The following is a 13,147-nucleotide window of genomic DNA, read 5'->3' as shown; positions in this document are numbered from 1 at the left end:
CCTCTTCGGCGGGAGCGAGGGCTTAGATGCCGACGTGTCCTCCGCCCTCACTGCTTCCTTGCCCGCCTCCTTCGTTGGGCTTCTTAGGCTTGAGCTTGGGGTTCTTCTCGGGGCGAATGATCTCCACGGCTACGTTTCGTGCCGCCAGACGCATCGGGTGCTTGGGATAGAAGCGGACGTGTGGACGGCGGATCGTCTCTAGGGTCACTTCCTTCTCCGTCAGCATGCGCTTGCCCGTGGCGGCGATCTTGAAGGTCCCGAGTTCGCCTAAGTCTACCGAGCGTCCTTGGGATAGTTCCTCCTGGATGATGGTGCTTAGGGCGATGATCGAGGCGCGCACGTCGGCACGTGTCAGCGAAGTCATGCGCTCGATGCGGTACTCGAGAGCGGTCGTGCTCAGGCAGTAGTGAGAGGTCTGGTGTGCAAAGAACATGGTCGTGCCCTTGCGCTTGCCGATCTTCATCTCGGCTTTCTTGATTTCAAACTGAAGCATACTACTTAGCTAGAATAAAAGGTGAATAAACTGTTTGGTGTCTCCCTAGGGGCTTAGTGCCCTTCGTTTGACAGGAGCAAAGGTAGGGGAAGGGCCTCGGGGCTCAGGACCAAATCGTGCCATTTCGAGCCTCAAAGGATCGGAACTGCTCTTTCTGGTCCTTGACTGAGGGTGATCCGATGCCTTTTCTCTTAGTAATGAGCCTTCGGAAGAAGTCTCCCCGCTTGAGCATTGCTCTTACGCAGAAGAAGCCCTTTCTAGTTCCTCCAATTCAATTCTTTTTCCGCTGTGTGGCAAATCTTTGCTTTTTTTGTCAGTGTTGATATACAGCTGTTTAGGTGTTGAAAATTCAATTCTTTCTGGGAGGGTGGTAAAATCTTTATCTTTGTTTAGCTTCAAATAGCTACTAAAATAATGGCACAGTTTAGACATTATGACCTCAGGCTCATCACTCCCTCTTTTGACTCTAGGCTCGTTCGCTTGATCTTAGAGCTAGAAGAGCTGAGGAAGAAGCATGTTGAGCTGACGACGGATCCCCAGCTTTTCCTTGGGATGAAGCGTCTCTTCCATATTGTCGAGAGTGTTGCTTCTGCCCGCATAGAAGGCAACCATACGACACTTGTGGACTATGTGGACTCCCAGCGAGGTCTCCCTATAGATGTCGCTCCATCTAGCCCGCAAGAGATCGATAATATCGAGCGTGCCCTGCGCTTCATAGAAGAGACGATCCTCGACTATCCCCTCAATAAGGGCTATCTACTCGAGCTTCATCGTCGGGTTGTGGAAGGCTTGCCTACGAGCCCAGGGGAGGGTGGTGATCCTACGCCTGGAGCCTTTAGACGGGGGCAGGCGCAGATCACTAAGTCCGATCACCTTCCCCCTGACGCGTGTGCGGTGGAGGGCTATATTGATGAACTCCTTGAGTTCGTACAGCAGGAGGATGGCCCCCAGTACGACCTGATCAAGATCGCCCTAGCGCATCACCGCTTCGTCTGGATACACCCCTTCCATAACGGCAATGGGCGTACGGTGCGACTCTTTACGTATGCGCTCCTAATGAAGTACGGCTTCCGAGTAGCCACGGCCGAGCGTATCCTCAATCCCACTGCGGTCTTCTGTAATGACCGACAGCGCTACTACGACACGCTCATGGAGGCGGATAAGGGGACGGACGAAGGCTTGGAAGGCTGGTGTACTTACGTGCTCGAAGGGCTCCAAGATGAGATCAAGAAGGTCGATAGGCTGGCAGATCACCGCTATCTAGCCTCTGAGATTCTCCATCCAGCGGTAGAATTGGCGCTCAAGCAGAAGGACCTCACGCCAGACGAAGCTCGTATCCTCATGCGTGCGATCAACTTAAAGGTCATACAAAATCGTGATCTCAAGGAGCTCTTCCCTAACCTCTCAGACTCTTCGATCTCGAAAAAGATACGTGCTCTTTTGGAGCAGAAGTTCCTTGTCGTAGCTCCCGACAACAAGCGTAAGTACATCCTCAGACTGACGCAGAATGCACTGACTGCCCACATCATGAAGATGCTCTCACGCGAGGGCTTCCTTGGCAATCTAGACTAGCAGGATATTCCTTCCTTCTCGCTTAGCCTGCCCTACGTTTAGTGGGGTAGGCTAACTTTTTTCTACAAGAGTAGACCAAGTTCGTCCCATAGTGCCAATTCAATTCTTTTTCTGCTGCATGGCAAATCTTTACTTTTATGTCGGTGTTGATATACAGTTGCTTAGGGGGTAAAAATTCAATTCTTTCTGGGAGGGTGGTAAAATCTTTTCTTGTTTTTGGTTGCTTCTGGGCGGTCTTCGCAGGGTGCTTGCTTGGCTCTGTCGAGGGGGGACTCGGATCCAACTAGTGGGAGCAGTAGCGCCTCGGTGGAGGCGCTAGTAGTGAGTCCACCGAGGCGCTATTGGTGCTTCCTCCGAGGTGCTAATAGCGCTGGCAGAGAAGGGGTAAGCACCCCAAGGTGGAAATCGCCCCGAGGGGAATAGTTATCTTTGCTAAGCGCTTCGCTCGGGGGAGCTTCCTCTTCGAGGAGGGCGCACCGAGCATGAAGAAGATCTATCTATTTTATCTTAGTTTTGCAGTGCCAGTTGTGAAGGCGGCTACAGTATCCCGCATTCGCAGCTATCTTACCACCCTAAATTAACCCCGATTATGAACAGAAAAATCAGTCTAACAGCGGCGCTTTCGGCAGCGGTCCTTCTCCTGCTCACAAGTTGCCTCGGGAAGGGAAAAAACACACCACTTAACCCTCAGATCCCTCCCATCTCTACCCTTACAGGCAAGGTCGAGAAGCGTACTACGACCCGTCTCGATGCCAGTCTCAAGGAGGAGACTCGTATTGAGGAAACCTTCCGCAAGGAAGGGGGACTCCTCACCAAGCTTACCTATACTAAGGCTTCGGACGGTACCCTCAAGGTCACCGATCGTCTGACCAATACCTACGACGCTCAGGGCAATCGTCTCATCCAAGAGCATGAAGTGACTAAGCCCGATGGGCAGACCGAGCGCACCCGTTTCAAGTACACTTATCGCCCTTACTCCGCTACGGTGAGCTATGTAAGCCGTATCGAGGAGTACGACACCCAAGATCGCCTCGTCAAGAGCACCGAATATCAGCTCGAGGGTACTCGCCTGCAGCGAGAGATCGAGACGACCTACTCTTATGATGCTGGCGTGCAGAAGCCTCAGATCGTCCTCAGAACGAGCTACGACTACTTCAATGCCGTGATCATCGGTCGTACCTTCCAGCTCGTACCCAATCCGAAGGTCTCTGGCCAAGAGATCGCCCTCTGGCACAGACAGTCTACCTTCCGCACCGACTACTATGGTCGTAAGATCTACGAAGAAGTCCTCTCCTACGACACGACCGAGCCTGCTGGTCAGCAGAACCTCAAGAAGCCTCTCGGTGCGCTCGTCTCTACGTGGAGATACGGCGCTATGGGTGACGTGGCTATAGAGCTTCGTGAGACCCATGCCCGACGCTCAGAGGAAGAGCTCAAGAAGGACCCTCAGGGCAAGCTCCCCCTCCTCAAGCTCGTCGATCGCTACTTCTACGAAGGGAAGTACTCCCGCCCCAACAACGAAGGCTTCCCCACACAGCTTGATGTTACCATCGAGCAGGGCGTAGACAAGGTCAAGACGACCTACAGCTGCACGCTCACCTACACCTACTTCAAGTAGGTTCCTTCCCTCCTTTTTATTCATTCAGCTTCCCAGCATAACACGTGCGTATAGACCTCCTCACCGTAGTGCCCGAGCTCCTCGATAGCCCGCTGAAGCACTCCATCGTCGGCCGAGCTCAGGAGCAAGGCTTCCTCGAGCTTCATGTCCATAATATCCGTGACTACGCTACGAATAAGTGGCGTCGAGTCGACGACTATCCCTTCGGCGGAGAAGCAGGGATGATCCTCCAGATCGAGCCCATTGACCGAGCTATCTCTGACCTGAAGAGCCAGCGCCACTACGATGAGGTGATCTATACCTCTCCCGATGGTGAGACCTTCGACCAAGGCATCGCCAACCAGATGAGCCTGCAGGAGAACCTCATCATCCTCTGCGGGCACTACAAGGGCATCGACCACCGCATCCGTGAGCACCTGATCACTCGGGAGATCTCTATCGGCGACTATGTCCTCACGGGGGGAGAGCTACCAGCAGCGATCATGGTCGATGCCGTGGTCCGTCTCCTACCTGGTGTCATCGGCGATGCGGAGAGTGCCCTGTCGGATACCTTCCAGGATGACCTGCTCGCTCCTCCTATCTATACTCGCCCTGCCGAGTACAAAGGCTGGCGGGTGCCAGACATCCTTCTGAGCGGCCACGCAGCACGCATCGAGGCTTGGAAGATGGACTGCGCTCTGGAGCGTACTAAGCGCTTGCGTCCTGATCTCTATGCCAAGCACCTAGGCCGAGGGAAATAGCTAAATAATGCCTAAATTTGCCTTAGGATAGGTCTTAGGAGCCAGCTGGCGGGGAGCCCTCGTGCGCCTTAGCTTCAGCACCCTCCTCCTACCCCTCCTAGCGATAACTAATAGCACACACTATAGACATAGAGAATTATGGCTTTGAAGTTTATCACAGCTGACGAAGCAGCTGCCATCGTGCAGCACGATGACAATGTCGGCTTTAGCGGTTTTACCCCCGCTGGTTGTCCCAAGGTAGTCCCAGGGGCTATCGCTAAGCGTGCCGAAGCAGAGCACGCTGCTGGTCGTCCCTTCAAGATAGGGATGTTCACGGGTGCGAGCACAGGGGATCGCCTTGATGGCGCTCTTGCTCGTGCCGAAGCAGTGAAGTTCCGCACGCCTTACCAGTCCAACAAGGACATGCGTACGGGGATCAATGCAGGGACCAATCCTTACTTCGATATGCACCTCTCGATGCTGGCTCAGGAACTCCGTTACGGCTTCCTTGGCAAGATCGATGTGGCGATAGTCGAAGCCGCCGACGTCACCGAGGATGGCCAGATCGTACCTACCTCGGGAGTGGGTATCCTTCCCACTATCTGCCGCCTTGCCGACAAGATTATCGTCGAGCTCAATGATAAGCACCCCAAGGAGATCCGTGGTATGCATGACCTCGCAGAGCCACTAGATCCTCCTCACCGCCGTGACATGCCTGTCTACGCTCCTAGCGACCGTGTCGGTCAGCCCTTCATCCAAGTAGATCCTAAGAAGATCGTAGGGGTAGTCCACACGAGCGAACCTAATGACGAAGGTGCCTTCGCTCCACTGGATGATGTGACGAAGGCCATCGGGGACAACGTAGCTAAGTTCCTCGTCTCCGAGATGGAGGCAGGACGCTTGCCTAAGGAATTCCTCCCCTTGCAGAGCGGTGTCGGTAACGTCGCTAATGCCGTGCTCGGAGCACTCGGAGACAACAAGCAGATCCCTGCTTTCGAGATCTATACAGAAGTGATCCAGGATGCGGTGATCGAGTTGATGAAGAAGGGTCGTGTCAAGTTCGCCAGCGGCTGCTCGCTCTCGGTGACTCGCCCCGTGATCCAGGATATCTACGGCAACCTTGACTTCTTCAAGGACAAGCTGCTGCTACGTCCTCAGGAATACTCCAACAACCCTGAGATCGTCCGTCGTCTCGGTGTCATCACCATCAACACGGCACTTGAAGCGGATATCTTCGGTAACATCAACTCCACCCACGTCAACGGTACTCGTATGATGAACGGGATCGGGGGATCGGGTGACTTCGCCCGTAATGGCTACCTCTCCATCTTCACTACGCCCTCCACGGCGAAGGACGGTAAGATCTCAGCCTTCGTGCCTATGGTCTCCCACCTCGACCACAGTGAGCACTCGGTGAAGATCATCATTACGGAGTATGGTATCGCCGACTTGAGAGGCAAGAGCCCTCGCCAGCGTGCTGAGGAGATCATTGAGAAGTGTGTCCACCCTGACTACAAGCAGCTCCTCCGTGATTACCTCGAGCTTGGTGTCAAGGGACAGACCCCACAGAATCTAGATGCTTGCTTCGCCTTCCACCGTGAGATCGCTACTTCTGGCGACATGCGCAATGTAGACTGGGCGAAGTACAAGAAGGACTAAGTCCTCCATCTCGGTGCTAAGTCCGCTGTAAGTCCAAGGCTAAGGCTTCAGTAAGTCTGGAACAAAGCCTCCGACGAGCGTGAGCTAAGCCTCCGACAGTTGCAGGACTAAGCCACAAACAAACGATCCACCCTAGCTTCTCCCTCTGAGGGAGATGAGCTAGGGTGGATCACTTTTTAGGGGAAATGAAAGGGCGAGGTCAGTGACACTAGGTGTCGCTGACCTCGCCCAATTCGTTTATTTAAGCCCTATCGCTGGAGGTATTTGAGCAGGAGCACTCGAAGTATTTGAGCTGGAGCGCTGGAGGAGCTTGAGCAGTAGTGCTTGGCAGGCTCGGATCGTAGTTCTTTAGTCATTCGACTAGCACCGCCTCGGCCCTTCGCTCAGCACCGCCTCGGATCTTGATGCACTACCACTTGGGGGATGCGAGTGTCATCCTCTAGGGTGTGCGGATGCTTTCGCCTCGCTTACTCGCGTATCAGCGGCATCGTCGAGCAGCGCAGGAGACCGCCCATCTTGGAGATCTCTTGATAGGGCACTTCTTCTACCGTCATGCCCCACTCATCACGCAGGAAGGCATTGAGGCGGACAAAGTGCTTGTCGCTGATGAGCGCTTCGGGCGAGAGCGAGACGACATTGGTGCTCATGTGGTAGGCTTCTTCGGGGGTGACACCGAAGAGGTTATCTCGGCCGAAGATCTCTTCTACCAGAGCTACGTCATGGGCATTGAGGAAGCCTTCACGATAGATGATGGCTCGTCCACGGCTCACGGGCTGGAAGGCACAGTCCAGATGGAGTACTGACTTAGCAGGCTCGTGGTCATGCTTCTTCAGCTCAATGGGGACAATGCGCTTATGGGGGAAGCGTTCACGGAAGAAGTCAATGGCGTAGCGGTTCGTGCGGGCTGTCTTGAAGCTGGAATAGTCTTCTCCGAAATAAGCCCCCACGAAGAGGATATCATCGTAGAGCAGGATGTCTCCGCCCTCGGTATGTACGGCCTCGGGCAAGCGCTCAATATGTGCAGGATCAATCAGTGGGAAGATCGAGCTAGCGAAGGCTTCGGTCTCCCGTTCACGGTCGGGGATTAGGTTGGAGATGAATAGTGTGTCATCGATGGTGAAGGCGACATCACGAGCGAAGACCTGATTGTAGTCCTGAAGGGGTGCAGGGCGTAGTACGTGGACACCATAGCTGTGGAGTACATCTAGGACGCACTGCATCTCGTGGCGGACATCTTCTTCTCGGGGGAAGACACCCCGCTGGACAGCTTCATAGCTCTTAGCGTCGTAAGTCTCTTCGAGGGTAGGTACTGGGCCTAGGCTATCGGGCAGACCCAAGACGACGGCTTTCAGTCGAGCCGTCTCGTTGGTTACATGGGGAAAGATTCGTTCCATAAGAGGACAGATATGATTTCGGATGAACTGAAGTCATCCCTTTAGGACAAATATAAGCATTCTCTTTTGCTTTCTGGCTAAGGAAGCGAGCCTTTCTTGCCCAAGGGAAGGAGGTACACTTGTTCGGGCTCGAGGGCTAGGCTAACGAAGGGGTAGAAGGTCTGCTTGCTTCGGGGTGCGAAGGGCTAAGAGCAAGGCAATTAAGGTTGCTGGGATGGTTCGTTGTTTATTCGCCTTGGCCTTGTCTACGATGATCCTAGCTCCTAGCTCCGAGGCCTTAGTGTCCCCGATCTCCAGAGGCTGAAGGACGAGCTCCTCGGGGGGATTGCTCCCAGCTGACAAGCCTAATTATTTCCACCCGAGAAGTACTATTGCTGCCTCGGAGGAGGCGCTACTATTACCTCGGAGGAGGCACTACTGTTGCCTGCCTGCAGCTGCTATCGCTCCTTGTCTAGAGCTACTACTGCTTCTTATTAGCAAGCGCTGTTTCCCTTGGCTTGTACGTGCTGGGAGTGCTTCTCCCTAAATGCAACGAGCCTCCGAGAGTAGTTACCCTCGGAGGCTCGTCTGTGAATGTGTCGGAAGTGCCCCTGCTTAGTCCTTGGGGAAGAGGTCGGAGAGGATGGCTTCTGTCGCCCCTCGCTCCTCGGCAAAGTAGGCCTCGGTACGCTTGCGGAGTGCTTGACATTCCTCGGGCGAAGAGAAGCGGTCTAGGAGCTGTGCTAGCTCTGCTTGATCATGCAGGACGAAGCCCGAAGAGCGAGCTACGAGTTCTCGCACTTCTCTGTGCTTGTGGATCTCGGGACCGAAGAAGACGGGGATGCCGTAGACGGCGGCCTCCAGCGTATTGTGCACGCTCTTGCCGAAGCCACCACCGACATAGGCCCAAGTGCCGTAGCGGTAGACGGAGGAGAGTAGACCAAAGCTATCGATGATGATGCAGGCCGTTCCTTCGGGAAGGGGCTCGCCTGCCTTACACTGGGAGAGCCGTACGGCAGGGCGGGTGAGCTGAGCCTCGATCGAGCGAAGGTGCTCCTCGTGGATCTCATGCGGAGCGAGTACGAGGGTGAAGTCGTCCTTAGCTTGGTTGAAGTAAGGGATCAGGATCGCTTCGTCTTCGGGCCAAGTACTCCCTGCGATGAGGAGCCGACCTCGGTCAAGCGCTGCTACTTCGGGGATCTCCTTCGCTGCCTTGGCAATAGCCTCGACACGGTCGAAGCGTGTATCTCCCGTGACGCTGACCTCGGTGACCCCATGCCTTCGGAGGAGCTCCTCCGAAGCCTTGTCCTGCACATAGAGGTGGCGGAAGAGCTTGAGCAGTCTCAGGTACCAGCCCCCGTACCAGCGGAAGAAGAGCTGGTCTTCTCGGAAGATGGCAGAGACGAGGTAGGTAGGCACATCTCGTCGGGCGAGCTCCCAGAGCATCGTCGGCCAGAAGTCGTACTTGATGAAGATAGCGACATCGGGGCGAGCAAGGCGCAGGAAGCGACTCACCGAGGGCTCTCGGTCAGAGGGCAGGTAGACGACGACATCCGCTCCTGCGTAGTCGTGGCGTACCGTGTAGCCCGAGGGACTGAAGAAGGAGAGCAGGATCTGCCAGTCGGGGTGAGCCTGTCGCCAAGCCTCCATCAGCGGGCGACCTTGCTCAAACTCCCCCAGCGAAGAGGCATGGAACCACACGACCCGCCGTCCCTTCTCGAGACGGCGTAGTCGCTCGGGGGTCTCCTTGCGTCCTCGGACGATGAGCCGAGCTTTGTCATGGAAGCAGGCAGCTAGATGCAGCCCTGCCGAAGCGACTATCCCTGCTAAGCTATATAGAGGATTCATGTAGTCGGTCTCGAGGGATATTAGCCCAAGACTTCGATGGCTCGGCGGAGGCGACTGAGCGTCTCGCTACGTCCGAGCAGTGCGGTGATGTCGAAGAGGTGTGGCCCCTTTGCCGCCCCGACGAGAGCGAGGCGAAGGCAGTTCATCACCGCCCCAAGACCGTAGCCCTTCTCCTCGATCCAAGCTTTGACGACGGTCTCGGTAGCTTCGCTGGGGAGCTCTTCGCTCTGGGTCTCCAGCAGCGCCATCAGTTCGGTCAGCTGAGCAGAACTGTCGTCCTTCCAGCGCTTCTTCACGGTCTTCTCATCGTAGCTGGTAGGAGCGGTGAAGAAGTAATCGATCTGTTCCTCGAGCTCTACGAGGGTCTGGGCACGCTCCTTCACGAGGGCGATGGCCTGAGCGACATAGCTCTCGTTGTAGGCGATGCCCTTAGCCTCCAGCTGAGGACGAAGGAGCTCTGCTAGGCGCTTGTCGTCGGAGACTTGGATGTAGTGGTGGTTGAACCACTTCCCCTTTTCGTAGTCGAACTTCGCCCCAGCCTTACTGCACTTCTCGATGCGGAAGTACTGGATGAGGTCGTCCATTGACATGACTTCTTCGTGCTCGTTGCCGGGGTTCCAGCCTAGGAGCGCTACGAAGTTGACCACCGCTTCAGGCAGGTAGCCACTCTCACGGTAGCCCGAGGAGACTTCCGAAGTCTTAGGGTCAACCCAGCGGAGGGGGAAGACGGGGAAGCCTAGACGATCGCCGTCTCGCTTGCTGAGCTTACCATTGCCTTCGGGCTTGAGGAGCAGGGCGAGGTGGGCGAAGCGAGGCATGGTGTCTCTCCAGCCGAAGGCTTCGTACAGCAGGACATGGAGCGGTGCACTTGGGAGCCACTCTTCCCCACGAATGACATGGGAGATGTCCATGAGGTGGTCGTCGACGATATTAGCTAAGTGATAGGTGGGCAAGTCGTCAGCACTCTTGTAGAGTACTTTGTCGTCGAGGACGGAGCTGTTGAAGGACACGCGTCCACGTATCATATCATCGACCTCGACTTCGATGTTCGGGGTGACGAGGAAGCGGACGACATACTGTGTCCCCTGTGCTATGAGGGCATCGACCTCCTCCTTGGAGAGGACGAGGGAGTTGCGCATCGAGCCACGGGTAGTAGCATCGTACTGGAAGTTGGGGATCGTCTTGCGCTTCTCCTCCAGCTCTTCGGGCGTGTCGAAGGCGATGTAGGCACGACCAGCATCGAGGAGCTGCTGTACGTACTTGCGGTAGATATCTCTACGTTCGCTCTGACGATAGGGGCCGCAGTCTCCCCCGTAGCTTACACCTTCGTCGAAGTGAATACCAAGCCACTGAAGAGCTTCTATGATGTAGGCCTCAGCACCAGGCACGAAGCGTTGACTGTCTGTATCCTCTATTCGGAGGAGGAGCTCACCGCCATGTGCCTTGGCGAAAAGGTAGTTATATAGAGCCGTCCGTACGCCTCCGATATGGAGGGCGCCCGTGGGGCTGGGGGCAAAGCGAACCCGTACTTTACGATCTGACATGATGGGGTAGGGTATATGAATTATGGTGAAACCTTAGTGATCTTAGTAGCCTCGATCTCGAGGTAGCTGGAGTGTCCAGCCTTCGTGCTCTTCGAGGAGGCTCTGGAGCGAGCTCCAAGGGACTTCCTCTGGAGCTTCCTCCGCTTGAAGGGGGCAAGAAGCGCACTCCAGACGCAGTGTCCCTGATAGGAAGATCGTCCGCTCAAGCTCTGCAGAGAAGGGGGCTAAGCGATAGCGCCCCGCTCCCAGCTCTTCGACGAGCACCGAGCGAGCGATATAGCGCCCGAGGCGGAGGTAGTGACTCGCATAGCGAGGTGAAGGGGTCGTGTCCATCGGGGAGGGGCTAACGATCCGTGAGCTCCTCGATCTCGGGAGACTCGGTAAACTCATCAGCAGGTGCTTCGTCGGAGGTGCTAGGGGGCTCGGCGATGGATCCGCCCGAGTAGCGTACAACACTGAAGCTGTCTACGACGAAGAGCTTTCCCTTAGCTCGGGGGAAGCGCCCTCTGAGGAGACCGATCGCCGTGTGCATCATCTTGCCCTCGGGGATGGTGATGGAGAGACTATTGAGCCCAGACTGTAGCGGCCCGAGGGTCTTCACGCTCTGGGTGGAGTCGGTGTAGTAGAGGTGCATCTGCATCGCTAGGCTCCCTGCGGGGAACTTCCCCCGAGAGCCGTGTAGACGCACGAGGAAGCGCAGCTCCGTACCGGTGTTGTAAGTGGAGCCTGGCTCTAAGGTGAAGCTCCGCTCGACATAGCTTCCTGGAGCATAGTAGGCGACGCTGTCTCGGAGGAGGTTCACCGAGTCAAGCGCCCCTGCCCTCCATGCGCCTCGTCTCATCTCAAGACGATCGATGCTGTCGGAGCGCTGTCGGAGGCTCTTCTGCTGGGGAGTCAACGAGGCTGCGGCGTACTCGTAGATCTTGCGATACTCCTCGATGCGGTGCTGACCGTACCAGACGAGTGAACTGTCCCAGTCGGCGAGGGTATAGCCATAGCGGCTGAGGATCGCTTGGTAGCCTAGGACACGTAGGCTGTCATCCAGAGAGCGCTGAGCGAAGGCAGCCTCCGCCACGAGCATCTCGGGCATCAAGCGCTGCATCGTCTTCAGGTCGATCTTCTCCCACTTAGCCTTGCGTCCAGAGCATGCTCCGAGCGTCAAGATAAGCACCAGTAGTGCCAGCAGGGAGGCACTAGTAGTGCCTCGGGAGGACTTCCAATAGTGATACATGAGCGCTGATCGTAGAGGGGGCTAACGGTCACCTTCGGACGCTTCATCTTGGTCCGACTGCTTCCCAGGGAAGAGTGTCTCCAGCGCCTGAGAGAAGGTATGCCGATAGCAGAGTAGAAGGAGCGCTACTCCCACAGAGATACAGGAGTCAGCGAAGTTGAAGATTGGGCTGAAGAAGATGAAGGGCTCTCCAGCGTAGATGGGACTCCATGAAGGGTAGGTCGTCTCGATGAGTGGGAAGTAAAGCATGTCGACGACCTTACCGTGGAGGAAGGTGCCGTAGCCTTCGCCCCAAGGGACGAGTTGGGCTACGGCCCCGTGGCTAGAGGTGAAGATCTCTCCGTAGAAGAGACAGTCGATGACATTGCCCAGCCCCCCAGCTACGACGAGCCCGAGGGTGAGGCTGAAGCCCAGCGAGAAGCGCCCCATCTGGATCAGTCGCCCTAGGTAATAGGCACCTGCCCCCATGGCGATGATGCGGAAGAGGGTCAGTAGGAGCTTGCTACCAAACGTGATGCCATAGGCCATCCCTTCGTTCTCGACAAAGTAGATCTTGAACCACGAGGTGATCTGGTGCATCTCCCCTTCGACCATCGAAGTCTTGACCCAGATCTTGGTCACCTGGTCTATTAGGAGCAGTAGGAGGACGAACCCTCCCGTCAGGAGCGCTGTCTTAGAGCTTCTTGTCATCAGTCTTTGGAGTTACTTCTTCTCTTGGAGCTTGGCTTCGATCGAGAGGGTAGCATGGGGGACGGCACGTAGACGTTCCTTGGGAATGAGCTTACCTGTCTCTCGGCAGATGCCGTAGGTTTTATTCTCGATGCGACGCAGTGCCGCCTGGAGGTTGTGGATGAACTTGAGCAGTCGCTCGGCCATACGACCAGCTTCGCCCTTGGATAGGGCAGCAGCGCCTTCATGGACAGCCTTAAAGGTAGGCTGTGTGTCGGATACATCATTGCTTGCACGGTCCGTAGCGCTTTCTCTCAAGAGATCATAATCGCGAATGGCCTGGTCAAGCTTGTGCACAATCAATTCACGGAATTCCTGAAGTTCTTCGTCCGTGTACGAGGTTTTCTGGGTACTCATTGTA

General features: G+C 55.8%; 13 protein-coding genes. 4 read left to right on the top strand and 9 right to left on the bottom strand.

The window, feature by feature from the left end; genetic code table 11:
* Positions 1-22: 22 nt before the first annotated feature.
* Positions 23-493: an HU family DNA-binding protein gene (locus tag Q0336_RS04920; RefSeq protein ID WP_298526267.1), complete on the bottom strand. Its 471-nt coding sequence runs from the start codon at positions 491-493 to the stop codon at positions 23-25.
* Positions 494-907: 414 nt separating this feature from the next.
* Between Q0336_RS04920 and Q0336_RS04915 the strand changes: the two genes are divergently transcribed.
* The 4 genes from Q0336_RS04915 (at position 908) to Q0336_RS04900 (ending at position 6,061) form a co-directional block, all read left to right on the top strand.
* Positions 908-2,065, top strand: a complete 1,158-nt coding sequence (locus Q0336_RS04915; RefSeq protein WP_298526264.1) for a Fic family protein — start codon at positions 908-910, stop codon at positions 2,063-2,065.
* Positions 2,066-2,654: 589 nt separating this feature from the next.
* Entirely contained in the window at positions 2,655-3,683 is a 1,029-nt protein-coding gene (locus Q0336_RS04910; RefSeq protein WP_298526262.1) for a hypothetical protein, read from the top strand.
* A 44-nt stretch (positions 3,684-3,727) separates the two neighbouring features.
* Positions 3,728-4,423, top strand: a complete 696-nt coding sequence (gene trmD, locus Q0336_RS04905; protein ID WP_298526260.1) for a tRNA (guanosine(37)-N1)-methyltransferase TrmD — start codon at positions 3,728-3,730, stop codon at positions 4,421-4,423.
* A 138-nt stretch (positions 4,424-4,561) separates the two neighbouring features.
* Complete coding sequence (locus tag Q0336_RS04900; protein ID WP_298526258.1) at positions 4,562-6,061, top strand: acetyl-CoA hydrolase/transferase family protein; 1,500 nt, start codon at positions 4,562-4,564, stop codon at positions 6,059-6,061.
* Positions 6,062-6,528: 467 nt separating this feature from the next.
* Here the strand turns inward: Q0336_RS04900 and Q0336_RS04895 are convergent, their stop codons facing one another.
* From Q0336_RS04895 to Q0336_RS04860, 8 genes are all read right to left on the bottom strand, one after another.
* Positions 6,529-7,455, bottom strand: a complete 927-nt coding sequence (locus Q0336_RS04895) for an arginine deiminase-related protein (protein ID WP_298526256.1) — start codon at positions 7,453-7,455, stop codon at positions 6,529-6,531.
* Positions 7,456-7,596: 141 nt separating this feature from the next.
* Entirely contained in the window at positions 7,597-7,797 is a 201-nt protein-coding gene (locus Q0336_RS04890) for a hypothetical protein (protein WP_298526254.1), read from the bottom strand.
* 252 nt (positions 7,798-8,049) lie between these two features.
* The gene (locus Q0336_RS04885) at positions 8,050-9,282 is read right to left on the bottom strand and encodes a glycosyltransferase N-terminal domain-containing protein (protein ID WP_298526252.1); all 1,233 of its coding nucleotides are present in this window, start codon (positions 9,280-9,282) and stop codon (positions 8,050-8,052) included.
* Between the two features lie 20 nt (positions 9,283-9,302).
* On the bottom strand, positions 9,303-10,826 hold the full coding sequence (gene gltX, locus Q0336_RS04880; protein ID WP_298526250.1) for a glutamate--tRNA ligase: 1,524 nt from the start codon (positions 10,824-10,826) through the stop codon (positions 9,303-9,305).
* A gap of 42 nt (positions 10,827-10,868) precedes the next feature.
* Entirely contained in the window at positions 10,869-11,159 is a 291-nt protein-coding gene (locus Q0336_RS04875) for a hypothetical protein (protein ID WP_298526248.1), read from the bottom strand.
* 10 nt (positions 11,160-11,169) lie between these two features.
* The gene (locus Q0336_RS04870; RefSeq protein ID WP_298526246.1) at positions 11,170-12,057 is read right to left on the bottom strand and encodes a DUF4296 domain-containing protein; all 888 of its coding nucleotides are present in this window, start codon (positions 12,055-12,057) and stop codon (positions 11,170-11,172) included.
* Positions 12,058-12,078: 21 nt separating this feature from the next.
* Complete coding sequence (locus tag Q0336_RS04865) at positions 12,079-12,747, bottom strand: lipoprotein signal peptidase (RefSeq protein WP_298526244.1); 669 nt, start codon at positions 12,745-12,747, stop codon at positions 12,079-12,081.
* A gap of 12 nt (positions 12,748-12,759) precedes the next feature.
* Complete coding sequence (locus Q0336_RS04860; RefSeq protein WP_298526242.1) at positions 12,760-13,143, bottom strand: TraR/DksA C4-type zinc finger protein; 384 nt, start codon at positions 13,141-13,143, stop codon at positions 12,760-12,762.
* Between the last annotated feature and the right edge of the window lie 4 nt (positions 13,144-13,147).

Source organism: uncultured Porphyromonas sp., from assembly GCF_938039215.1.
In the GTDB taxonomy this organism is placed as follows: domain Bacteria; phylum Bacteroidota; class Bacteroidia; order Bacteroidales; family Porphyromonadaceae; genus Porphyromonas.
The sequence above is the reverse complement of the archived record's forward strand: the minus strand, read 5'-3'. Positions and strand labels throughout refer to the sequence as shown.

Excerpts from the sequence above, each read along its gene's own strand:
- Q0336_RS04870 (WP_298526246.1), bottom strand. The coding sequence starts at position 12,057 with ATGTATCACTATTGGAAGTCCTCCCGAGGCACTACTAGTGCCTCCCTG.
- Q0336_RS04895 (WP_298526256.1), bottom strand. The coding sequence starts at position 7,455 with ATGGAACGAATCTTTCCCCATGTAACCAACGAGACGGCTCGACTGAAA.
- Q0336_RS04900 (WP_298526258.1), top strand. The coding sequence starts at position 4,562 with ATGGCTTTGAAGTTTATCACAGCTGACGAAGCAGCTGCCATCGTGCAG.
- Q0336_RS04885 (WP_298526252.1), bottom strand. The coding sequence starts at position 9,282 with ATGAATCCTCTATATAGCTTAGCAGGGATAGTCGCTTCGGCAGGGCTG.
- Q0336_RS04860 (WP_298526242.1), bottom strand. The coding sequence starts at position 13,143 with ATGAGTACCCAGAAAACCTCGTACACGGACGAAGAACTTCAGGAATTC.
- Q0336_RS04910 (WP_298526262.1), top strand. The coding sequence starts at position 2,655 with ATGAACAGAAAAATCAGTCTAACAGCGGCGCTTTCGGCAGCGGTCCTT.
- Q0336_RS04915 (WP_298526264.1), top strand. The coding sequence starts at position 908 with ATGGCACAGTTTAGACATTATGACCTCAGGCTCATCACTCCCTCTTTT.
- gltX (WP_298526250.1), bottom strand. The coding sequence starts at position 10,826 with ATGTCAGATCGTAAAGTACGGGTTCGCTTTGCCCCCAGCCCCACGGGC.
- Q0336_RS04920 (WP_298526267.1), bottom strand. The coding sequence starts at position 493 with ATGCTTCAGTTTGAAATCAAGAAAGCCGAGATGAAGATCGGCAAGCGC.
- Q0336_RS04875 (WP_298526248.1), bottom strand. The coding sequence starts at position 11,159 with ATGGACACGACCCCTTCACCTCGCTATGCGAGTCACTACCTCCGCCTC.
- Q0336_RS04865 (WP_298526244.1), bottom strand. The coding sequence starts at position 12,747 with ATGACAAGAAGCTCTAAGACAGCGCTCCTGACGGGAGGGTTCGTCCTC.